The 21,011-nt window shown below is 70.5% G+C and carries 19 protein-coding genes; 5 read left to right on the top strand and 14 right to left on the bottom strand.

Annotated elements, in window-relative coordinates:
* Positions 1 to 51: 51 nt before the first annotated feature.
* Entirely contained in the window at positions 52 to 2,088 is a 2,037-nt protein-coding gene (locus tag ACTWQC_RS18285) for an ABC transporter ATP-binding protein (protein WP_443316846.1), read from the bottom strand.
* Positions 2,089 to 2,142: 54 nt separating this feature from the next.
* Positions 2,143 to 2,349 carry an MbtH family protein gene (locus tag ACTWQC_RS18280; RefSeq protein WP_443316778.1) on the bottom strand — a complete coding sequence of 69 codons (207 nt, stop codon included), beginning with the start codon at positions 2,347 to 2,349 and terminating at the stop codon, positions 2,143 to 2,145.
* Between the two features lie 211 nt (positions 2,350 to 2,560).
* Here ACTWQC_RS18280 and ACTWQC_RS18275 point away from each other — a divergent pair, with 211 nt between their 5' ends.
* The gene (locus ACTWQC_RS18275) at positions 2,561 to 3,214 is read left to right on the top strand and encodes a response regulator transcription factor (RefSeq protein ID WP_443316777.1); all 654 of its coding nucleotides are present in this window, start codon (positions 2,561 to 2,563) and stop codon (positions 3,212 to 3,214) included.
* 8 nt (positions 3,215 to 3,222) lie between these two features.
* The gene (locus ACTWQC_RS18270) at positions 3,223 to 4,503 is read left to right on the top strand and encodes a sensor histidine kinase (RefSeq protein ID WP_443316776.1); all 1,281 of its coding nucleotides are present in this window, start codon (positions 3,223 to 3,225) and stop codon (positions 4,501 to 4,503) included.
* Here the strand turns inward: ACTWQC_RS18270 and ACTWQC_RS18265 are convergent.
* From ACTWQC_RS18265 to ACTWQC_RS18230, 8 genes are all read right to left on the bottom strand, one after another.
* Positions 4,433 to 5,293 carry an alpha/beta fold hydrolase gene (locus ACTWQC_RS18265; RefSeq protein WP_443316775.1) on the bottom strand — a complete coding sequence of 287 codons (861 nt, stop codon included), beginning with the start codon at positions 5,291 to 5,293 and terminating at the stop codon, positions 4,433 to 4,435. The genes ACTWQC_RS18270 and ACTWQC_RS18265 overlap by 71 nt on opposite strands.
* 2 nt (positions 5,294 to 5,295) lie before the next feature.
* Positions 5,296 to 6,789, bottom strand: coding sequence for a tryptophan 7-halogenase (locus tag ACTWQC_RS18260; protein WP_443316774.1), 1,494 nt, complete (start codon positions 6,787 to 6,789; stop codon positions 5,296 to 5,298).
* Positions 6,790 to 6,833: 44 nt separating this feature from the next.
* The gene (dpgD, locus tag ACTWQC_RS18255) at positions 6,834 to 7,637 is read right to left on the bottom strand and encodes an enoyl-CoA-hydratase DpgD (protein ID WP_443316773.1); all 804 of its coding nucleotides are present in this window, start codon (positions 7,635 to 7,637) and stop codon (positions 6,834 to 6,836) included.
* Complete coding sequence (gene dpgC, locus ACTWQC_RS18250) at positions 7,634 to 8,911, bottom strand: (3,5-dihydroxyphenyl)acetyl-CoA 1,2-dioxygenase DpgC (RefSeq protein WP_443316772.1); 1,278 nt, start codon at positions 8,909 to 8,911, stop codon at positions 7,634 to 7,636. The genes dpgD and dpgC overlap by 4 nt, the downstream gene beginning before the upstream one ends.
* Positions 8,908 to 9,567 (bottom strand): enoyl-CoA-hydratase DpgB, encoded by a 660-nt coding sequence (dpgB, locus tag ACTWQC_RS18245; protein WP_443316771.1) that lies wholly within the window; start codon positions 9,565 to 9,567, stop codon positions 8,908 to 8,910. The genes dpgC and dpgB overlap by 4 nt, the downstream gene beginning before the upstream one ends.
* A 14-nt stretch (positions 9,568 to 9,581) precedes the next feature.
* A complete protein-coding gene (gene dpgA, locus ACTWQC_RS18240) occupies positions 9,582 to 10,661 on the bottom strand; it encodes a 3,5-dihydroxyphenylacetyl-CoA synthase DpgA (protein WP_443316770.1) in 1,080 nt (359 codons plus the stop codon).
* Between the two features lie 79 nt (positions 10,662 to 10,740).
* Positions 10,741 to 12,057 carry an aminotransferase-like domain-containing protein gene (locus ACTWQC_RS18235; protein ID WP_443316769.1) on the bottom strand — a complete coding sequence of 439 codons (1,317 nt, stop codon included), beginning with the start codon at positions 12,055 to 12,057 and terminating at the stop codon, positions 10,741 to 10,743.
* A 183-nt stretch (positions 12,058 to 12,240) separates the two neighbouring features.
* A complete protein-coding gene (locus ACTWQC_RS18230) occupies positions 12,241 to 13,335 on the bottom strand; it encodes a prephenate dehydrogenase (RefSeq protein WP_443316768.1) in 1,095 nt (364 codons plus the stop codon).
* Between the two features lie 187 nt (positions 13,336 to 13,522).
* Here ACTWQC_RS18230 and hppD point away from each other — a divergent pair, with 187 nt between their 5' ends.
* Together hppD and ACTWQC_RS18220 are read left to right on the top strand one after the other, a co-directional pair.
* On the top strand, positions 13,523 to 14,623 hold the full coding sequence (gene hppD / locus ACTWQC_RS18225; protein WP_443316767.1) for a 4-hydroxyphenylpyruvate dioxygenase: 1,101 nt from the start codon (positions 13,523 to 13,525) through the stop codon (positions 14,621 to 14,623).
* Entirely contained in the window at positions 14,607 to 15,701 is a 1,095-nt protein-coding gene (locus tag ACTWQC_RS18220) for an alpha-hydroxy acid oxidase (protein ID WP_443316766.1), read from the top strand. The genes hppD and ACTWQC_RS18220 overlap by 17 nt, the downstream gene beginning before the upstream one ends.
* An 80-nt stretch (positions 15,702 to 15,781) precedes the next feature.
* Here the strand turns inward: ACTWQC_RS18220 and ACTWQC_RS18215 are convergent, their stop codons facing one another.
* The 3 genes from ACTWQC_RS18215 to ACTWQC_RS18205 all read right to left on the bottom strand — a co-directional run bounded on the left by ACTWQC_RS18215 (position 15,782) and on the right by ACTWQC_RS18205 (position 18,981).
* Positions 15,782 to 16,648, bottom strand: a complete 867-nt coding sequence (locus ACTWQC_RS18215) for a hypothetical protein (protein ID WP_443316765.1) — start codon at positions 16,646 to 16,648, stop codon at positions 15,782 to 15,784.
* A gap of 525 nt (positions 16,649 to 17,173) precedes the next feature.
* Positions 17,174 to 18,214 carry a 3-deoxy-7-phosphoheptulonate synthase gene (gene aroF, locus ACTWQC_RS18210; protein WP_443316764.1) on the bottom strand — a complete coding sequence of 347 codons (1,041 nt, stop codon included), beginning with the start codon at positions 18,212 to 18,214 and terminating at the stop codon, positions 17,174 to 17,176.
* Between the two features lie 164 nt (positions 18,215 to 18,378).
* Positions 18,379 to 18,981 (bottom strand): LmbU family transcriptional regulator, encoded by a 603-nt coding sequence (locus tag ACTWQC_RS18205; protein WP_443316763.1) that lies wholly within the window; start codon positions 18,979 to 18,981, stop codon positions 18,379 to 18,381.
* A 211-nt stretch (positions 18,982 to 19,192) separates the two neighbouring features.
* On the opposite strand from ACTWQC_RS18205, the gene ACTWQC_RS18200 reads away from it, so the two are divergent.
* On the top strand, positions 19,193 to 19,450 hold the full coding sequence (locus ACTWQC_RS18200; protein WP_443316762.1) for a hypothetical protein: 258 nt from the start codon (positions 19,193 to 19,195) through the stop codon (positions 19,448 to 19,450).
* A gap of 60 nt (positions 19,451 to 19,510) precedes the next feature.
* On the opposite strand, the gene ACTWQC_RS18195 is transcribed toward ACTWQC_RS18200, so the two are convergent.
* Complete coding sequence (locus tag ACTWQC_RS18195) at positions 19,511 to 21,007, bottom strand: AMP-binding protein (protein WP_443316761.1); 1,497 nt, start codon at positions 21,005 to 21,007, stop codon at positions 19,511 to 19,513.
* Positions 21,008 to 21,011 lie beyond the last annotated feature (4 nt).

The raw sequence follows: 21,011 nt of genomic DNA, 5'->3' as shown, positions 1-21,011 counted from the left end.
GGACATCTCCCTCTGCTGCTGTACGCGGTGGCGGTGCTCGGATCTACGTGCTCAGCCGTGCCCGGGCGGCGGGCCGCCGGGCATCATCCGCGGGCCCGGAAAGGGGCCGGGGCCCGGCCCCGGAAAGGGGACAGGGCTGGGACCCGGCCCCGGGAAGGGGCCGGCTCCCGGACCGGCCGGGTGGGGCCCCCGGGAGCCGACCGGCTCGGGGACCGACGCGTGGCCGTTGGCCGACGCCTGGCCGGCGAACTGGGTGCGGTACAGCTCCGCGTAGAGGCCGTCCAGGGCGAGGAGTTCCTCATGGGTTCCGCTCTCCTGCACCCGGCCGTCGTCGATCACGAGGATCTGGTCGGCATTGCGGATGGTGGACAGCCGGTGGGCGATCACCAGCGAGGTGCGGCCGGCGAGCGCGGTCTCCAGTGCCCGCTGCAGGGCGGCCTCGGATTCGGAGTCGAGGTGCGCGGTGGCCTCGTCGAGGACGACGACCGGCGGCGCCTTGAGCAGCAGGCGAGCCATGGCGATGCGCTGTTTCTCGCCACCGGAGAGCCGGTAGCCGCGGTCGCCGACGACGGTGTCGAAGCCGTCGGGCAGCGACTCGATCAGGCCCCAGATCTGGGCGGCCTTGCAAGCGTCGATCATCTCCTGCTCGGTGGCCTCCGGGCGGGCGTAGCGGAGGTTGCCGCCGATGGTGGCGTGAAAGAGATGGGCGTCCTGGGTGACGACGCCGATGGTGTCGTAGAGCGACGCCAGGGTGAGATCGCGCAGATCGTGCCCGCCGATGCTGACGGTGCCCTCACCGGGGTCGTACAGCCGGGGTACGAGATGCGTGATGGTGGTCTTGCCGGCGCCGGAGGGGCCGACGAGGGCGGTGAGCTTTCCGGCGGGCAGCCGGAAGCTCAGATCGCGCAGGGTCCACTGGTTCTTGGCGCGTTCCGGCAGCGGCATGGCGATCGGTTCGAGGGAGGCGAGCGAGACGTCCGCGGCGGCCGGATAGGAGAACGAGACACCGTCGAAGGTGATGTCCGGTGCGCTGCCGTTGCGGGGCAGGGGGATGGCGTCGGGCTTCTCGGAGATGAGCGGCTTCAGGTCGAGGATCTCGAACAGCCGGTCGAAGCTGACGATGGCGGTGATCACGTTGGACTGGGCGCTGGAGAGTTGGGTGATCGGGCCGAAGAGCCGGGTGAGCAGCGTGGCCAGGGCCACCAGGGTGCCGATCTGGAAGGCGCCATCGATGACGAGGCGTCCGCCGACGCCGTAGACCACGGCGGTGGCGAGCGCGCTGAGGAGGGCCATCGACAGGAAGAGCAGCTTGCCGTTGACGGCGGTCACGACGCCGAGGTCGCGGACCTTGGCGGCCAGCCCGGAGAACTGGCGCATCTCGCGGCTCGGCCGGCCGTACAGCTTGGCCAGCAGCGCGCCGGTCACGTTGAAGCGCTCGTTCATCAGCGCGCCCATCTCGGCGTTCTTCTCCATCTGGGACCGCATGAGCCGCTGGAGCCGGCTCCCGACGACCTTGCCGGGCAGGATGAAGAGGGGGAGCACGACCAGGGAGATCAGGGTGATCACCCAGGACAGGTAGAACATCGTGACGAGGACGAACAGCAGGGTCAGCGCGGCCGAGACGACCGTGGACAGCAGCGATGTGAGGGCCTGCTGCGCCCCGACCACATCCGCGTTCAGCCGGCTGACGAGGGCGCCGGTCTGGGCCCGGGTGAAGAACGCCAGCGGCTGGCGCTGGACGTGGTCGAAGACCTTGGTGCGCAGCCCGTAGACGAGCCCCTCGCTGACCCGGGCCGAGTACCAGGCCTCCCCGAGCCCCAGCAGGGCGCCGAACACGGCCAGCCCGGCGACCGCCATGGCGATGCCCACGACGACATCGGAGTCGTGCTTGGCGATGCCATTGTCGATGAGGTATTTGAAGAGGACAGGAGTGGCCACCACAATGGCGGCGTTCAGCAGGGTCATGAGCAGCAGCAGACCTATGCTGACGCGGTACGGCCGGGTGAGCGGAAGTATCCGTTTCGCGGTCCCGGCTTTTATTTTCTGCTTGGTCACGGATGGGTCGGGGCCCACCGCGCGTATCATCATCGGCCCTGGGCCGCCTATGGACACGACGCTCTCCTCGGCTTCGGTCGTTCCGGGCTATGTGAGCTGGTCGATGAGGCTCTTCGGGCGCATGTCCTGCCAGTTCTCCTCGATGTAGTCCAGGCAGCTCTTGCGGGCGTCCTCGCCGAATACGGCACGCCAGCCGGCCGGCACCTCGGCAAAGGCGGGCCACAGCGAATACTGGCCCTCTTCGTTCAGCAGGACCAGAAAAGAACCGTTTTCGTCGTCGAACGGGTTGGTCATAACCACTCCTCTCAACTTCCCTGGGGCAGGCCGGAATTCAAACTAACGAGAGCCGCCGTGAGCGGCAAGGTCGACTATTGAAGTGGCGTCCAACCGCGCAATCTCGACTCTTGGACAACGGCTGAAACCCTGCGGAAACCAGGGCTGGAACATTCTGAATCCCGTCGTCAAGATGTTCTTGGCCGGTTGGACATACGCAGGGGGGCAGCGAGTGCGGGTGCTCGTGGTGGAGGACGACCAGGAGATGGCGCAGGCGGTGGCCGTCGGCCTGCGGCGGGCGCAGATGGCCGTCGATGTGACGTACGACGGGGAGAGCGGTCTGGAGCGCGCCCTGTTCAGTGATTACGACGTGATCGTGCTCGACCGGGATCTGCCCGGGAGGCACGGCGACGAGATCTGCTCCGAGCTGATCGCGTCCGGCTGCCGCAGCAAGGTGCTGATGCTGACCGCCGCCGCCTCGGCGGAGGAGCTCGTCGACGGGCTCAATCTGGGGGCCGACGACTACCTGGCCAAGCCGTTCGACTTCCCGGTGCTGGTCGCCCGGATCGGCGCGCTGGCGCGGCGGACGCATCCGGCCGTGCCGCCGGTGGTGCGCCACGGCGACCTCGTCGTCGACACGGCGCGCCGCAAGGCCACCCGGGCGGGCCGGCCGCTGGAGCTTGCGCCCAAGGAGTTCGGCGTGCTGGAGCTGCTGCTGTCGGCCAAGGGCCGGGCCGTCTCGGCGGAGGAGCTGCTGGAGCGGGTCTGGGACGAGGCCGCCGATCCGTTCACCAGCGCCGTGAAGATCACCATCAGCAGGCTGCGGGCCAAGCTGGGGGATCCGCCGGTGATCGAGACCGTCGCCAAGCGCGGCTACCGGATCTGAGGCCGCCGATGCCGCTGCTCTCCCGGCTCACCAGCCGGCTCACGAACCCGCTGCTGCCACGGCGTACGGTCCGGCTGAGGCTGACCCTGTTGTACGGGGCGCTGTTCCTCGTCTCCGGGGCGGCGCTGCTGACGATGACGTATCTGCTGGTGCTCAACTCCGACAGCGGCTCTCTCTCCGGCGGCCAGTCCGCCCCGGGCGGCGGCGGCACGCGGCCGGCCGAGACCGCCGGAAGCACTCCGCCTGTGCCGCCGCCCCAGGGGCGCGGCGGGGAAAGCACCCGGGACGTCCTCCCGGCCCAGGCGCGGGAGATCATGGAACTGCAGCGGGACGCCGTGCTGGACGACCTCCTTGTGCAGTCCGCCATCGCGCTCGCGCTGATGTCGGTGATCTCGATCGCGCTGGGCTGGGTCGTCTCCGGGCGGATACTGCGCCCCCTGCGTACGATCACCACTGCCGCCCGGGACATCTCGGCGACGAGCCTGCACCAGCGCCTCGCCCTCGACGGCCCGAGCGACGAACTCAAGGAGCTGGGCGACACCTTCGACGGTCTGCTCGGCCGGCTGGAGACGTCGTTCGAGGCACAGCGCCGGTTCGTCGCCAACGCCTCGCACGAGCTGCGCACCCCCCTCGCCCGGCAGCGGACGCTGGGGCAGCTCGCCCTGTCGGACCCCGACGCGGACGTGGAGTCGCTGCGCGCGGCGCACGAGCGGATCCTCGCTGCGGGCTCCCAGCAGGAGCGGCTCATCGAGGCGCTGCTCACCCTGGCCCGCAGCAACGCGGGCATCGAGGTGAGCCGGCCGTTCGACCTGGGCCGGCTCGCGCAGGAGGTCGTCGCCGCCCGCCGGACGGATGCGGAGCAGTGGCTGGTCACGCTGCGCTGCTCGCTGTCGGCCACGTTCGCGGCGGGACACCGGCCGCTGGCCGAGCGGCTCGTCATCAACCTGGTCGACAACGCGCTGCGGCACAACGAGCCGTACGGCTGGGTGGAGGTCGCCACGGCGGATGCGCACGGCCGGGCCGTCCTGACCGTGGCCAACTCCGGTCCGGTGGTGCCGCCGAGCGCCGTCGACCAGATCTTCCAGCCGTTCCAGCGGCTCGGCGACCCCCGGACCAACGGCGAAGGCCTCGGCCTGGGGCTGTCGATCGTGCAGGCCATCGCGGCCGCGCACGACGCCACCCTCGCCGCCGAGGCCCGCCCGGAGGGCGGCCTCGTCTTCACGGTCGGCTTTCCGCACCCGCCTGCCCACGGGTCCGGGACGGCACCCCAGCAGGAGCCGGAGCGGTGAAGAAGTCGACGAGCGCGGCGTTCACCGCGGCCGGCTTCTCCAGGTAGCCGTAGTGCCCGCAGCCGGGGATCTCGGTGAAGACGGCCCCGGGGATGCTGTCGGCGACCTCCCGGGTGAGCTGCGGCCGTACGGTCAGGTCGTGCTGGAACCCCAGGACCAGGCACGGGCAGCGGATGGCCCCGTACGCCGGCAGCCGGTTCGGGATCAGCTGCAGGCCGAGCTGGCCGCGGACCGAGGCCAGGTCGACGGCGGAGATCTCGAAGATGTCCAGCCAGTCGCGCAGTTGCTCCTCGTCGCCCAGGGTCTGCGGGGAGAGGCTCTGCAGCGCGTTCACATAGGCTGCGTAGCGGGGCGGCAGTTTCACCCCGCTGTCGGCCAGGTCCATCTCCGCGACCGCCTGGGCGGTCGCGAAAGTGTCGGCCCGGCCGCTGGTCGCCATCAGCACGGCCGACCGGACGAGCTCCGGCCGGGCGAGGATCAGCTCCTGGACGACGATGCCGCCCAGGGAGAAGCCCACGACCCGGCACGGGCCCGCGCCGAGGTGCTCGATGAGGCCCGCGACGTCCGCCGCCATGTCGTCGAGGGTGAAGCCCTCGGGGCACGGATCGCTCGGCGGGATCCCGCGGTTGTCGACGGTGACCACCTTGAAGCCGGCCGCCTTGAGGGCGGGGACCTGGTGCGTACGCCACATCCGGCCGGGGGCCCCGGTGCCCGTGACCATGACGACCGGGTCCCCCGCTCCGTGCTCCTCGTAGCTCACCCGGCTCCCGTTGATCCGGACGACAGGCATCGTCAGGCCGGTCCGGGCTGCCAGAGCATGCCGTCGTCGGAGGTGATGAGCCCGCCGGGGAACATCGGCACGTCCGCGCCGAGGTCCTCGCCGAGGAACGCCCGGCTCTGCACCTGCGCCCCCTCCTGCATCGCCTGCCGCACCGCGGAGGAGCGGAACAGCGGCGTCATGTTCCCCTCGCTGTCCGCGGACACCTCGTCGATGGCGGAGACGAACTCCGCCGACTTCGACTTCATCCGCAGCGCGGCCGACTCGGCCCCGTCGAGGTCGAACTCCGAGGACGAGACGCCGGCGACCAGCTCGACGAACGACTCCAGCTCCGTGTGCTGGTTCTGGGTGACCTTCTTCGCCGACCAGAAGTAGGAGTTCTCGTCGACGTGCATGTCGTAGAAGGACATCAGGAACTCGTAGAAGACGCCGTACTCCCGGCGGTAGCGGGCCTCGAACTCGGTGAACGCCGCCTCCTCGGAGACCAGCCCGGCCAGCGTGCTGCCGATCGATCGGGCCGCCAGCAAGGCGCTGTAGGTGGCCAGATGGACGCCGGAGGAGAAGACGGGGTCGACGAAGCAGGCGGCGTCGCCGATGAGCACCAGGCCGGGCCGCCAGAACTTCGTCTGGTGGTACGAGTAGTCCTTGCGCACCCGCAGCTGGCCGTACTGGCCGTCCTTCACCCGGCTCGCGTCCGCCAGATACTCCTTGATCAGCGGGCACTCGTCGATCAGCGCTTGCAGGGCCTGCTCCGGATCGCCCTGGATCTTGTCGGCGTTCTCCCGCCGGACGACCGCGCCGACGCTGGTGAGGTCCGGGGTGAGCGGGATGTACCAGAACCAGCCGCTCTCGAACGCCGCGGACAGGATGTTGCCCGAATTCGGGGCGGGCAGCCGCTTGCCGCCCTCGAAGTAGCCGAACAGGGCGAGGCTGCGGAAGAACTCCGAGTACTCCCGGGTGCCGCCCACCCGCTTGTACAGCCGGCTCCCGTTGCCCGAGGCGTCCACGACGAACTTCGCGTGCACCTCGTGCGCGGTCCCGTCGGCGTCGGTGTACGTCACCCCGGTGACCCGCTCGCCGTCCTCGATCACATCGGAGACCGACGCCTGGAAGCGGACCTCCGCGCCCTTCTCCACCGCGTGTTCCAGCAGGATGTTGTCGAACTTCGAGCGTTCGACCTGATACGCGTGCGAGGTGGCCCCCGCGATCTTCGGGGACACCGAGAAGGAGAACGTCCACGGCTCCGGGTTGGCGCCCCAGCGGAACGTCCCGCCCTTCTTCGGCGTGAACCCGGCCGCGGCCAGCTTCTCCGAGACCCCGGTCATCTTGCAGACGCCGTGAATCGTCGACGGCAGCAGCGACTCGCCTATCTGATACCGCGGAAAGGTCTCCTTCTCCAGAATCAGGACCCGGTGCCCCTGCATCGCGACGAGTGCGGCCAGTGTCGAACCACCGGGACCACCCCCGACCACCACGACGTCGTACTCCTGACGACCCTCACTACCCATGCTTCCGCCTCCTGGCGTAGTTGCTCATGCGGCGGTCCGCGCCCTCAGCGGCCGGACCAGACGGGACGGCGCTTCTCCACGAACGCCCGGACTCCTTCGACGGCGTCCGTGCTGCGCCTGCGGCGTTCCTCCCAGACGTACGTGGTCGTGAACGCTTCCTCCAGCGGGATGTCGACGGACTTCTGCGCTGCCTCCTTGATGGCCCGGACCGACAGCGGAGCGCTGCGGACGAGGTCGTCCGTCCACTCCGCCACGCACCGGTCCAACTGCTCCGCCGGCACCACCTCGTTGACCAGCCCGTGCGCAAGCGCGGTCGCCGCACTCATCCGGCGGCCGGTCAGCAGATAGCCCATCGCCACCTTCTGCGGCAGCTGCCGGGCCATCCGGAACACCCCACCCGCGCCCGGAATCAGACCGAGCCGCGCCTCGGGCAGGCTGAAGACGGCCTGGTCCGAGGCGACGATCAGGTCGCAGGCCAGTGCGAGTTCGAAGCCGCCGCCCAGCGCATAGCCGTGCACCCGGGCGAGCACCGGCTTGGACAGCGTGAAGCGGTCGGTCAGCCGCGGCCGGCCCGGCAGCCCGCGGCTGCCGAACGTGGTCACCGGCGTGCCGGCCGCGTCGAGACTGGCCCGCTCCTTGAGGTCCTGCCCGACGGAGAAGGCCCGCTCGCCCGCTCCGGTGAGGACCGCCACCCGCACCTGGTCGTCCGTCTCGATGTCGTCCCAGATACCGGCCAGCTCCTCGTGCATCCGCCGGTCCATCGCGTTGAGGACCTCGGGCCGGTCGAGCGTGACGTGGGCGATGTTGTCCTTCTTCTCGTAGCGCACCCGGGCGCGGGCGGCGGTCATGCGCCCTGCCCCGCGAAGCGGCCCACCTTGCCGATGACGTCCTCGCCGTACAGACGCAGGGCCTGCTGCAGCGCGAACTCGGCCATGTAGCGGCGGAATTCCTCGACCGGCTCCTCGGCTCCGTTGAGCATCCGCCGGTTGGGCACGACCGCCGGGCTGCGCAGCCGCTCCACGGCGCCGGCCACGGCCGCGTCGATCTCCTCCGGCTCGACGACCTCGTCGATCAGCAGCCGGGCGTCGGGTTCGGTGGCCCGGATCCGGCGGCCCTGCAGGATGATCTGCCGGGAGACCCGCGGTCCGGTGTGCCGGCCGAGCCGGAAGTTGCCCGCCCCGGGCACGATGCCCTCACGGGCCGCGGGCAGGCTGAGATAGGCGTCCGACGCGGCCAGCACATGGTCGAAGACGAGCAGCAGCTGGGTGCCGCCGCCGATGGCGAACGTCTCGACGGCGGCGACCCAGGGTTTTTCGACCGTACGGGAGTGCCAGGGCGCGTCCTCGGTGCGTACTCCCCTGAGGAGCTTGTGGATATAGCCGAGCTCGCGGCGCAGGAGGAAGCCGACCAGCGAAATACCGCCGGAGTGCAGGCTCTTGAGGTTGATTCCCGCGCTGAACACCCGCCGGCCCCGGTAGCGGGGATGGGTCATCGTGCCGCCGCGCAGCACACCCACCCTCACCTCCGGGTCGAGAAGCGCGAGGTCGACGGCGGTCTCCATGTCGTCGACCTGCTGGTCGTCCTCGGCGTTCAGGCAGTCGTCCCGGCACATCGTCAGATACGCCGCGTCGTCCCGGCGCTCCACCCGGACGGACGTCGTCTCGACGACGCCGGTCCGGGTGAACTCCGGCAGCAGCCGCAGCGCCCGCGGCGTCGGCCGGAGCATCGCGTCGAGCAGATGCGGTCCCGCCTGGGGCGAGCCCAGCACGGCGCGCAGGAAGATGCCCTGGTCGATCTCGTACCCCTCCTTGTCCGCCTGCCGCCTGCTGCGGTCGGCCGCGAGCTGCCCGGCCGTCGGCACCAGCGCGGGGAACTCGGCCGCGGCGGCCTTGACGAGCTCCGCGGGGCGGAGCTCTTCGAGGCCGTCGCTGGTGAGGTGGGCGTACACGGCGTCGGCGTGCGTCTGCAGATAGCGCATCCGCAGCGCCCGGGCGGCGTCCTTCGCCGCGGCGATCTCCGCCCGCTCCTCGGGCAGCCGCGCGCCGGGCTCGGGCAGCGCCACCACGAGTTCGTCGACGCGGTGGGCCGCCTCCTGCAGCTCCGGCCAGAGCGGGACGCTCACGACGCCTCCGCCACGGGCACCCGCAACGCCCGGTCGCAGGCGGCCAGATGCGGGCCGAGGGCGTCCTCGAAGCTGGTCGTCGAGGCGTCGAAGAGCAGCTGCCGGCGGATCGCGACCTCCTTGCCGGCCAGCCCGCTGACCAGCCCGGCGGCGGTCGCGACGGCAGCGGCCGGGTCGTAGGCCAGCTCGTCGGCGATGCCGAGCGTGAGCGCCTCGGGGGCCTCGATGGGCAAGCCGAACAGCAGCGCCCGGCGGACCCGCGCGGCCCCGGCCAGCTGGACGAGCCGGTAGCCGGCCATCCCGGGCCAGGTCGCCGTCCCGTCCCCGGGGACGAGCAGCCGGGTGCCCGGGGTGACCACCCGGACGTCGCAGGTGAGGAAGGCGTCCAGGGCCGCGCCGCCGCAGTCGCCCGAGGCCACCGCGACGGTGGCCCGCGGCAGCCGCTCCAGCCGGCGCAGCGTCCGCTCCCACTTGCTGACCTGCATCACGTCGAGGCCGCTGGTCCAGCCCTGTGCCGGGGCCCCGCTGATCTGAAGGGCGACGACGCCGGAGCCGGGGCGGTCCTCGGCCTCGTCGCACACGGCCTGCACGGCCTTCACGGTCGCGGCCGACAGCGGCTCGGACCCGTCGATCACAACGGCCAGCAGTTCTTCCATGACACCCTCCGCGTTCACCACTGGACCAGGGCCGTCTCGATCGTGGAGCCGGGCCCCATGGTCATCAGCACGCCGTACTCACCTGGCTTGGCGACTCCCTCGTCCAGGAGCCGTTCGTACGAGAACAGGAACGAGCCGCTCGACACGTTGCCGTAGTCGCGCAGTACACCGACGGTGTGCCGGACGTCGTGCCGGGTCAGCCCGAGATTGACCACGACGGCGTCGATGACCTTCTTGCCGCCGGAGTGCACCAGCCAGTGGGAGATGTCGCTCCGGCGCAGGCCCGTGTCCGCCAGCAGCCGGTCCACGACCAGTTCGGCGTGGGCACCGACCACGTAGGGGACCTGCGGGTCCAGGAAGAAGCTGAAGCGGCCCTGCTCCCGGTCCCAGTCGTAGCGCATGGCGTCGGAGGCGTCCGGGATGATGCAGCTGGCGAACTTGAGGATGTGCGGCCCTTCGGGGGCGGCCGCGTCGTCCGGGCCCGCGCCCGAGCGGAGCGCGATCGCGCTCGCGCCGTCGCCGAAGAGGCTGTTCACGACGGCCGTGCGCATCGTCGAGTCCATGGCGTACGCGGCGGAGCAGGCCTCCGCGCAGAGCACGACGGCGAGTTCGCCGGGGTGCGCCGCGGTCCAGCCCGCAACCACGTTGAGGGCGTTCAGGCCGGCGTTGCAGCCCATGCCCACGATGTCGGAGCGGCTGCAGTGCCGGTCGATGCCGAGCTCCTTGATGAGCAGGGCGCTCAGTCCCGGGGTGAGCAGTCCGGTGGACGTCACACAGCACAGATGGCGCAGATCGGAGAGCTCGGCGCCGGCCCGCTTCAGACAGGCGCGCAGCGCGTCGGCGCCCATCTCCATGGCCTTGGCCTTGTGCTTGTCGAGCAGGTCGCCCTGCGGCTCGTAGACCCGGCCTCCCTTGCCGTCCGGCGGCGGGAGCGTCAGATGACGGCGCTCGATGGCGCTGTTCAGGAAGACCGAACGGATCTTGGGGTCGGTGATCTCGAAGGCGTCGAGCACCTCCTGCTGGGTGTACGACGTGGGCGTCACCGCCGTACCCACGCCGAGGGCGCGGGGCCGTAACTCGGCTGCCAGGGTCATCGGAAGGTCCACCCCCACATACGCGGCTTGCTCCGCGGTCGTCGATGGCGACTCAGTCCGGACATGTGCCTCGCCTTTCTCACTGGGAACTGCTCGTTGGAACCTGCTGGTTCATAAGCGGCGTGCTGTGCGCCTCGACGAAGCGTGCGAGCCTCGCCGTGCCCTCTTCGATCTCGGCAGGCGTCAGACAGCTGGTCGACAGCCGGATGCCGTGGTGGCCGCCGGTGCCGGGATAGAAGTGCGTCATCGGCGTCCAGATCACGCCGAAGTCCTCTGCGGACGTGGTCAGTACGGTGTTGTCCACCCGGAACGGGACGCGCATGGTGAGGAAGAAGCCGCCGCTGGGCTTGTTCCAGCGCACCCCGAGGGCCTCCCGGCGGGCGGCGGGCAGCTGGGCGTCCAGCTGCCGCAGCATCTCCCGCATCGCGTCGCCGTAGTACGCGGCCGCCCCGGCGTTCAGCTCCGACAGCCGGCCCCGGGCGCCGAGCAGCGCTCCCGCCACGGCGGCCTGGCTCAGCGACGAGGTGTTCACCGTCACCATGCTCTTGATCTTGGCGAGTTCGTCCGCCAGCAGATGCTCGCCGCCCGCGGCGTCCCGGACCCGCTGGTCGGCGACGACGAAGCCGACCCGGGCGCCGGGGAAGACGGTCTTGGAGTACGAGCCCAGGTGCACGACGCGGCGGGCACGGTCCCGGGACTTCAGCGTCGGCTGCGGCGTGCCGGGGCTCACCTGCCGGTACGGGCTGTCCTCCAGCACCAGGAAGTCGTGGCGCTCGGCGAGCTCCAGCAGCTCTTCCCGGGCCTGCGGCCCCATCGTGTTCCCGGACGGGTTGGAGTGGTCGGGCACCACGTAGAACGCGCGGGGGCGGCGGCCGCGCGCCCGCTCCGCCAGCACCGCGGCCTCCAGGTCGGCGGCGCTGAACCCGTCCTCGCGCTCCTCCACCGGGCGCACGGCCACGTCGAGCAGCCGGGCCGCGCCGGTGATCCCCACATAGCAAGGGCTGGAGAGCAGCAGCACGTCGTCGGGGCCGGCGATGAGCGCGCGCAGCACCAGCAGCATGGCCTCCTGGGCGCCGACGGTCACCACGATGGACTCGGCCGGCACGTCGGTGTCCTCGTCCGCGCGCAGCGAGTCCGCGATGATCCCGCGGATCAGCCCCGCGGTCGGCCCGTACTGGTACAGCGCGGTGCGGATGTCGGCCTCCGAACTCCCCTGCTCGGCCAGGTGGTCCAGATACCGCCGGACGTGGGCGAAGACCTGCTCGGTGTCGAAGAAGCCGTCGTACGGCCGGCCCGGGGCGAAGGAAATCGCGTCCGGATAGCGATGGGTCACCTCATTGAGGAAGTTCATCGTGTCCAGCACCGGCGCGGAAACGCTGCCGTGCAGCTCTGCCATTTCCAGATAATCCCGCGAACGGGTCTGCGCGGCGACGGTGGTTCCTGCCATGAATTTCCCCCGGGGTGACAATGAATGAGGGCTTGGAAGCCTCAGCATCACACGCTCGCCAGCGTCTCGACAACGCCGTCCAACTGGCCGAACTGCGCGCTTGGACTGCCTTGTCGACGGCCTTGTCGGGCGCTATCTCCCGGGCACCAATTCGCCCGGTACGGTGTCCCATCCGTCGGCGCTGAGCTTGGCCTCGATCCGCTCGGCATCGGCCGCGGGAACGGGGATGCACACGCTCAGCCCGCTCTCCTCCGCGGCCTCCACGGCGACGTCGTCGACGCAGATGCCGAGCACCGCGACGGCACCCAGGAACCGGGCCAGCTCCCCGGGACGGTCCGGGACCAGGACCCGTAGCGCCGCCTCGCCCACGGACGGTCCTGCGCCCGGCCGCGGGAGCTCCGCGAGCCCGGCGATGCCCCGGGCGAGCAGGTCCTCCAGGGTCCGTACGCCCTGGGTCCGGCCCCCGTCGTCCGCCCCGGCGAGCACGTCGAGCGCCGTCGCCACCCGGGACAGATCCGCCTGCAGGTCCTTCACCACCCCGGCCATGGCGGCCGCGTTGGACTGCAGGATGTCGCCCCACAGCCGCGGGTCGCCGGCGGCGATCCGGGTCACATCGCGCAGGCCCTGCCCGGCCAGCAGTGGCACCCCGGCCGGGCCCTCGCGCAGCCGGGCCGCCATCAGACTGGCCAGCAGATGCGGAACGTGCGAGGTCAGTGCCACCACCTCGTCGTGCTCCCGGCTCCGCATCACCACCGGGGCGGCGCCGCACAACTCCGCCAGCTCCAGGCCCCGGTCGAGGGCGGCGCGCGACGTCAGCCGGTGCGGCGTCAGCGCCCAGGGCCGGCCCTGGAACAGCTCGGCCCGCGCCGCCAGCGGCCCCGACCGCTCCCGGCCGGCCAGCGGATGGCCGCCGACGTACCGGGCGGGTTCGGGGGCGCGGCTGAGCACGGCCTGCTCCGGGCCGGCCTTCACGCTCGCCACATCGGTGTAGGCGCGGGCCAGACCGCGGCCCTGCAGCGCGATGAGGACGGCGGCGATCTGGCTCGGCGGCACCGCGAGCACGGCCAGGTCGACCTGCTCCGGCGGGTCCTCCGCCCGGCCCGCGCCGAGTGCGGCGGCGGTCCTGGCGGCGGCCCTGTTCCGGTCGGAGAGATACACCGACACGCCCTGCCTGCTGGCGGCGAGCGCGACCGACGTACCGATCAGGCCGGTGCCGATGACAGCCATGGAGCGAATCACAAGACATCACCTGTCCGAGGGGACCGCGGCCCGGAAACAAAAGCGCGGCACAGTTTATGGAGAAGGCCCGGTGTCCACGAGCCCGGTAATCGCTGGAATGGCGCGGATGGCTGGACGCCCGAACGGCCGCCTAGAGTTCGGCGGACTCGATTTTCTTCCGGATCTGGGGACGGACATGCGGAATTCATCGAAAGCAGCGGAGCCGCTCGCTGATCTCGCCATCGACTACATCGAGTTGTATGTGGAGAACCTGGAGTCGGCCGCATTCCAGTGGGTCGACCGGTATGCGTTCACCGTCGTCGGCAGCGGCGGTTCCGCGGAACACCGCAGCCTGGCGCTGCGGCACGGGGAGATCACCCTGGTGCTCACCGAGGCGACCTCCGACCACCACCCCGCCTCGGCGTACGTGCTCACCCACGGCGACGGCGTCGCGGACATCGCACTGCGCACCGCCGACGTGCGGGCGGCCTTCGAGGCCGCAGTGGCGAACGGCGCCCGGATCCACCGGCAGCCGACCCGGCACGCCGGGGACGGCCCGGCCGTCACCGCAGCGGTGCAGGGCTTCGGGGACGTCGTCCACACTCTCGTCCAGCGCGCCCCGGACGCCGGCCCCGGGCTGCCCGTCGGCTTTGTGCCGGCGCTGCCCGCGGCCGGTCCGCCGAGCGCCGACGTGGGCCTGCTCGACATCGACCACATCGCGGTCTGCCTCAACACCGGCGACCTCGGCCCGGCCGTTGCGTACTACCAGCATGCGCTCGGCTTCCGGGACGTCTTCGCGGAGCACATCGTCGTCGGCGCCCAGGCGATGAACTCGAAGGTCGTGCAGGGCGGAGCCGGCACCGTCACGCTCACGCTCATCGAGCCCGACAGCACGGCCCTGCCTGGGCAGATAGACGAGTTCCTGAAGAGCCACCAGGGCGCGGGCGTGCAGCACCTCGCCTTCTCCTCACAGGACGCCGTCCGCTCCGTACGCGTCCTGGCCGGCCGCGGCGTCACCTTCCTCACCACGCCCGACGCGTACTACGACCTGCTCGGCGAGCGGATCGACCTCAGCCCGCAGCGCCTCGACGACCTGCGCGCCACCGGGGTGCTCGCCGACGAGGACCACGACGGGCAGCTGTTCCAGATCTTCACCGCCTCCAACCACCCGCGGCACACCCTCTTCTTCGAGGTCATCGAGCGGCAGGGGGCCCAGACCTTTGGCAGCGCGAACATCAAGGCGCTGTACGAGGCCGTGGAGCTGGAGAGGACCGGGCAGCGTGAGTTCCGGCGCTGACCGCCCCGCGGCCGCCGCCGAGTGCCTGGCCGACTTCGAGCACGCCGCCGCGGCCGTCCTGCCCCCCGACGTCCGGGACTTCGTGGCGGGCGGCAGCGGCGACGAGACGACGCTGGCCGCCAACCGCGCGGCGTTCGACCGCACATTCCTCGTCCCCCGGGTGCTGCGGGACGTCTCGCAGTGCACGACGGACGCCGCGCTGCTCGGCCGGCCGGCGGGGATGCCGCTGGCCGTGGCCCCGGTCGCGTATCACCGGCTGGTCAGCCCCGACGGTGAACTCGCCACCGCCCGGGCGGCGAAGGCCGCGGGGGTGCCGTTCACGGTCAGCACGCTGAGCAGCGTGCCGGTCGAGGAGATCACCGCGGTCGGCGGGTCCGTCTGGTTCCAGCTGTACTGGCTGCGCGACGGCGACCGGACCCTGGAGCTCGCCCGCCGGGCCGAGGACGCCGGCTGCGAGGCGGTCATGCTCACCGTCGACGTGCCGTGGATGGGCCGCCGGCTGCGGGACGTACGCAATCGGTTCACGCTCCCGGCCGAGGTGCGGGCCGCCAACATCAACGCCGGCGGGACGGCGCACATCCGGCCCGCCGACGCCTCGGCCGTGGCCGCGCACACCAGCCAGGCGTTCTCCCCGGCGGTGACCTGGGCGGCGGTGGCCCAGCTGAGGGAGCGCACCCGGCTGCCGCTGCTGCTCAAGGGCATCCTGGCGCCCGAGGACGCAGTGCGCGCCGCCGAGTCCGGGGTCGACGCGGTGGTGGTCTCCAACCACGGCGGACGGCAGCTCGACGGCGCCGTGCCGAGCCTCGACGCGCTGGCGGAGCTGGCGCCCGTGCTCGGCGGCCGCTGTGAACTGCTGCTCGACAGCGGCGTCCGCAGCGGTACGGACATCCTCAAGGCCCTGGCCCTCGGCGCGGCCGGGGTGCTGGTGGGGCGGCCGGTGATCTGGGGCCTGGCCGCGGCCGGTGAGGCAGGCGTCCGGCGGGTGTTCGAGCTGCTGGCCGCCGAGCTGCGGACGTCCCTGGGGCTGGCGGGCTGCGCCGATGTCACGGAGGCCCGGGAGCTGCGCACCGTACGCTGAGCCGCGGCTGCCGCCGCACACACGAACCGGCCAGGACGGGTGCCTTCGTCCTGGCCGGATTTTTTAGGCCATGTGTTCAGTCAGAGCTGTCCAACCAGAGATTCTCGCTGCTTGGACGCCCGAGGTTGGGTGCCTGACTGGGCGAGCTGGAGATCCACCCGGACTGCGATCTCGTCCCACATCCCCGCGCACTCACGGGCAAGGCGGGCGACGATGCTGCTGCAGTGCGGCGGTACGTTCTCGATGATCTCCTGCCATTCCTCTGCGCTGAGCATGTTGACGTTGAGCAGCCGGAGCAGCCTGCGGCCCGTTTCGTTGAACCGCAGGGCGGGGTCCGACTTGAGGCGGTGGACGGCCGCGAGGCGCTCGGCCACCGGGACCACCTCGGCGGCGGCCGCACCTGCCGTGGCCCGGCTCAGGACCTCGGCTCGCCGGCTCCCGGCCGCCTCTACCGCGCCGCGCGGCTTCGGCAAGGGGTCCTCGCCTCTGCTCATCCGGTTTCTGACATCCCGGGCCGTCTCCGGGGAGATCCCCGCGGCCCGGGCTATCTGCCGCAGCGACAGGCCCGGGTTCGCCGTGATGAGCCTGCTCGCCAGTTCGCGCCCCGCGGCTCTGTTGATGGGACGGACCCGGCCGTCCTGGCCGATCCGGCTGCCACTGCCCACGTCCTCGGCCGACGTCCGCCGGCGGATCTCGGCGACGGTGCCCGCCGAGACCCCCGAGACCGACGCGATCATCCGGTCCGACCACTGGGGGTGCGACACGATGATGCGTGCGGCCGCGGACTTCCGGTCCGCCATGGACAGCGGCAGGCCGTGAGCGATGTTCGATCCGACGGCGAGGACGAACGCGTCGGCCTTGCTGCCGTCGAAGAATCTGACTCTGATCGTTGTGTCGCCGCGGAGCTCCGCGGCCCGTAGCCGGTGGGCACCGTCGACAACCCGCATCGTGGATCGGTGGACGATGATGGGCGGTAACGGAACTTCAGCCTCCGCCAGCGCTCGTACGTGCTCCGGGTCCTCCCCTGAACTTCGCGGTGTTTCAGCTGTCGAAATCGACGCGATGTCGACTTCGGCGACCACTTCCCCGTGTTCTTGCTCGAACATCGCCACCCCCCACTCCAGCGCGAGCTCGTCCAGAAATGAATGAATTCCATCGGGGGAAAGCGGGCGAACTTTGGACGCCGCATTTGAAGATCACTGACCATGGCCGAACACATTCGGCCACCCCCCGTTGCTCCACTTCGCGAAAAAACGCGAATGGCCGTTCCCCTCTTCCGACGCCGACTCTAACAGCGGGCCCGGCGGTTAGACACCCCGTGTCCGGACGGCGTACGGCAGTTACTCAATTTGAACTCGTGGTGCTGGATGGTGTGATCACGGCTGGTGGCGCCCTTCGACGTTCACCCGCTTTCCAAGATCCGAGCGCGCATCACGCCTGGCCCCCCACCGCCCGTTCAAACTGAGTACCGGTCAGCCCACCGGATTCAAACCCCCGCGCGGCACCGGCTGGGTGAGCGTGCGGCCCATGAGCGGAGAAAGAATCGTGACGATGCTCGAGATCTCGTCGAGGTCAGCCTCCACAAGGGCCTGGGCGCCGTCACAGAGGGCTGCGGCCGGTTCGGGATGCACATCGATCATGACGCCGTCGGCGCCGACGGCCAGTGCCGCGCGCGTCAGCGGAACGACCAGTTCTCGCCGTCCGCCGGAGTGCGAGGGATCCACGATGACCGGCAGATGAGAACGCCGCTGAACAACCGGCACGGCGCTGATGTCGAGAGTGTTGCGGGTAGCGGTCTCGAACGTCCGAATGCCGCGCTCGCAGAGCACGATGTCGAGGTTGCCGCGCTGCGCGATGTACTCGGCGGCCATCAGCCATTCGTCGATGGTGGCGCCGAAACCGCGCTTGAGGAGTACCGGCTTCCCTGTCGAGCCCACCGCCTGCAGCAGTGCGAAGTTCTGCATGTTGCGGGTGCCGACCTGAAGCATGTCCGCGTAGCGGGCGACGAGTTCGACGCTGCTCGGATCGATGACCTCGGTGACGATCGGCATGCCGGCCTCGGCCCGGACGTCCGCGAGGATGCGCAGCCCTTCCTCGCCGAGCCCCTGGTAGGCATACGGCGAGGTGCGCGGCTTGAACGCCCCGCCGCGCAGCAGCGACGCCCCGGCGGCCTTGGCCATCATGGCCGCGGCGAGGGTCTGCTCCGGCGTCTCGACGGCGCACGGGCCGGCGATGACGGTCAGGGTGCCAGGGCCGATCGGCACCCCGCCGACCCGGACCACGGACCGGGCGGGGTGGTGCTCGCGGCTGACCAGCTTGTGCGAGTCCGAGATCCGCACCACGTCGGCGACCCCGCTGTGGCGGCCGAGGTTGAGGGCGTCGAACTCGCCGACATCGCCCACGAGGCCCACGATCGTGCGCGTCACGCCACGGCTGACAAACGCCTTTCCGCCCGCTGCCTGCACCCGGCGGACCACTGCGTCGATATCTTCCTGAGTGGCCTCCGGGGCCATCACCACGACCATGCGAAATACCTCCCGCGGCTGCTTCATCCGTTTTCCTGAGCGCCGCCGAAGATAGCATCGGAAGAATCGCGGGAACGCTGTCCAGAAACACCGCCGTTGCTGTCCCGCCGGCGGGACAGCAACCATCGGCAAGGTTGTTCAAAGAGGAACTGTTACACACCCAAGGCCGGCGGGGCGGCTGCGGGTCCTGGAATACGCGGGACGGGGTCGTCGGCCGCCTCGTCCAGCATCTGGACGATCCAATCCATGAGCCCGAGCCCGGCGATGTCCGCCGCGCGCTGCCAACGGATTCTGCGCTCGGCGAAGACTTTCACCTGGACCACGGCCGACTCATCCGAGGCTTCCGGAGATTTCCGCTCCATCCGCATGCGCCGACGTAATTCGTTGCGGGTCCAGCCGCCCTCCTCGGCCCGGGTCAGCCATGCGTCCTGCTCGGCCTCCGGGGCGGCGGCTACCTCTGCGTGGTGCTGGAAACTCAGCTTGCCCCGCCGTCGGCCGGGCTCGAACTTCCGTGCCACCCAGGCGTAGTTGCGGAGTGTCTGATAGTCGAGCGAGGTCTGCTTCAGCGCCCGTCGGTAGCGGTCGGGATAGTGCTCCTGGCCGAAGATGAGCCAGTCGCCCAGCCACCATGCCGAGGAGTCCGCGATGATATGGATCTGCTGGCCGAGGTGGCGCCACTCGGACAGTGACAGATCGGGAGGGAGTGACAATCCGGTTCGTCGCATGGTCGTCCGCCCATTCACGGGGATGGACATCGTGCACACCTCACCTGCCCCTGTTGTCGGCGCGCTCATCCTCCATGCAGGGTGGTTTCGGCGAGGTTTCACCTCGTCCGGCCGGACCGCGCCGACCGGCAGCGGATGACGCCGGGGCAACAACTGGCGTTACGGTGCCGAAACCGGAGCAGGGCTCTACTGGATGCATGCAGGCGGAATCAGTCTCACCGCGAGCCGAAGAGGAGGCTACATGGTCACCGCAGCCCGGCGGTGTGCCGAGTGCGGCGCCGAGTTCACCTGGACCAGCAGGAACCCGACGCGCAGGTTCTGCGGCTCCAGGTGCAAGACCCGGTGGTGGCGGGCCCACCGCCGTCGCGCAGACGCCGCGGACCAGGATCGCCGCCGGTCGCTGGTGCCCTCGCTCGACACCGACCACGAGTGTCCGAACTGCGGGCAGCACATCACCGTGCTCAATCTGATCGTCGCGGCCGACGGCGGTTCCGGCTGAGCGGCTTTCCAGAAGTCCTGTCCGTAACGCGTGATGCGATGGCGGGATTTGAACGGGCCGTCAGGCCTGTCGCGCCCCGGGCTCCGCGTAATGCGCACGGATGCGATGCTTGGCGATCTTGCCGTTGTCGTCGCGCGGCAGGTCGTCGACGATCTCGATGTTCCGCGGCACCTTGAATCCGGCGAGGCCGGCGCGCAGGGCCTGGCCGAGCTCCCCCGGCTCGATCACGGCATCGCGCTCCGGCTGCACCAGGGCGTGCAGCCGCTCGCCGAACTCCGGGTCGGGCACACCGAACACCGCGCAGTCGAGCACACCGGGCTGCGCAAGGATCGCGTTCTCGATCTCGGCCGGATAGATGTTGACTCCGCCGGAGATCACCATGTCCACCGCGCGATCGCAGATATAGAGGTAGCCGTCCGCGTCGAGGTAACCCATGTCCCCCAGGGTGATCAAGTCGTCCAGGCCGACGCGATCACGCGCATCGGGGTGATTCCGGTAGGTGAAGTCGGTGTACGCGGGCTGCCGCACGTAGATGATCCCCGTCTCACCGGGGGGACAGTCCACGCCGTCCGGGGAGATGATGCGGATCCGCGCCTCGCCGACCGGACGGCCGACGCTGCCGGGACGCTCAAGTGCCTCCTCCGAGTCGATGACGGTGATCCAGCCGCTCTCGCTGGAGGCGTACGTCTCGTGCACGATCGGACCGAGCCAGTCGATCAGCGCCTTCTTCACCTCGGGAGCACACGGCGCGCCCGTGGATCCGACGAACCGCAGCGAGGACACGTCATAGCGCTCACGCACACGGCGCGGCAGTTTCAGCAGGCGGACGTACATGGTCGGGACGCAGTACAGGGTGTCGACGCGGTGGCGCTCGATCAGGGCGAGCGTCTGCTCGGCGTCGAAGCGAGGCGCGATGACGAGAGTGTCGGCGACCTGGCTCGTCCACTGCGCGAAACCGCTCGGCGCACTGTGGTACAGCGGAGCCGGTATCAGCGCACGGCAGCCTGCCCGCACCCCGAAGCTGGCCTCCATCACCTCCAGGGACCGCCTCCGGTACAGCTCCACTTCCCCCAGGGGTATGGGGGCGCGGACCACACCTTTGGGCCGTCCCGTCGTGCCCGAGGTGTAGGCCATGTGCCCGCGCGGTGCGACGGCCGGGCCGCTGTAATCCGGCTGATGTACCAGCCACTTCTCATACGCGGCCGCTTCTCCGCCGGCATCGCCCGCGACGGCGAGTGTGGGCACGCCGTGGGGCAGCGCGGCGCGTGCCGCGCCCAGCAGATCGGCGTGGCCGATCACCGCCCGGGCACCGCAGTCCTGGAGGATGTAGCCGATTTCGGACGGCGTGAAGTGCCAGTTGATCGGGCAGTAGGAGAACCCGCCGATCCGGCAGGCGAGGATGATGTCCACGTAGACGGGGTCGTTGCGCAGGAGCACCGCGACCACATCGCCCTCGCGCATCCCCAGCGCCGCCAGTCCGCCGGCCAGTTTGCGCGCCCGCGCATCCAGCTCCTCGGGGGCGATCTCCTTGTCTTCGAAGCAGAGGGTTGCGGTCATCCGG

This window comes from Streptomyces sp. 8N616 (assembly GCF_052246385.1).
Lineage (GTDB): Bacteria > Actinomycetota > Actinomycetes > Streptomycetales > Streptomycetaceae > Streptomyces.
Note: the sequence above shows the minus strand (reverse complement) of the source record. Positions and strands in the feature narration are given on the sequence as shown.

Coding starts and splice junctions, on each gene's coding strand:
- ACTWQC_RS18285 (WP_443316846.1), bottom strand. CDS start 2,088: ATGATGATACGCGCGGTGGGCCCCGACCCATCCGTGACCAAGCAGAAA.
- ACTWQC_RS18280 (WP_443316778.1), bottom strand. CDS start 2,349: ATGACCAACCCGTTCGACGACGAAAACGGTTCTTTTCTGGTCCTGCTG.
- ACTWQC_RS18270 (WP_443316776.1), top strand. CDS start 3,223: ATGCCGCTGCTCTCCCGGCTCACCAGCCGGCTCACGAACCCGCTGCTG.
- ACTWQC_RS18265 (WP_443316775.1), bottom strand. CDS start 5,293: ATGCCTGTCGTCCGGATCAACGGGAGCCGGGTGAGCTACGAGGAGCAC.
- ACTWQC_RS18260 (WP_443316774.1), bottom strand. CDS start 6,789: ATGGGTAGTGAGGGTCGTCAGGAGTACGACGTCGTGGTGGTCGGGGGT.
- dpgD (WP_443316773.1), bottom strand. CDS start 7,637: ATGACCGCCGCCCGCGCCCGGGTGCGCTACGAGAAGAAGGACAACATC.
- dpgB (WP_443316771.1), bottom strand. CDS start 9,567: ATGGAAGAACTGCTGGCCGTTGTGATCGACGGGTCCGAGCCGCTGTCG.
- dpgA (WP_443316770.1), bottom strand. CDS start 10,661: ATGACCCTGGCAGCCGAGTTACGGCCCCGCGCCCTCGGCGTGGGTACG.
- ACTWQC_RS18235 (WP_443316769.1), bottom strand. CDS start 12,057: ATGGCAGAGCTGCACGGCAGCGTTTCCGCGCCGGTGCTGGACACGATG.
- ACTWQC_RS18230 (WP_443316768.1), bottom strand. CDS start 13,335: ATGGCTGTCATCGGCACCGGCCTGATCGGTACGTCGGTCGCGCTCGCC.
- hppD (WP_443316767.1), top strand. CDS start 13,523: ATGCGGAATTCATCGAAAGCAGCGGAGCCGCTCGCTGATCTCGCCATC.
- ACTWQC_RS18215 (WP_443316765.1), bottom strand. CDS start 16,648: ATGCGGGTTGTCGACGGTGCCCACCGGCTACGGGCCGCGGAGCTCCGC.
- aroF (WP_443316764.1), bottom strand. CDS start 18,214: ATGGCCCCGGAGGCCACTCAGGAAGATATCGACGCAGTGGTCCGCCGG.
- ACTWQC_RS18205 (WP_443316763.1), bottom strand. CDS start 18,981: ATGTCCATCCCCGTGAATGGGCGGACGACCATGCGACGAACCGGATTG.
- ACTWQC_RS18200 (WP_443316762.1), top strand. CDS start 19,193: ATGGTCACCGCAGCCCGGCGGTGTGCCGAGTGCGGCGCCGAGTTCACC.
- ACTWQC_RS18195 (WP_443316761.1), bottom strand. CDS start 21,007: ATGACCGCAACCCTCTGCTTCGAAGACAAGGAGATCGCCCCCGAGGAG.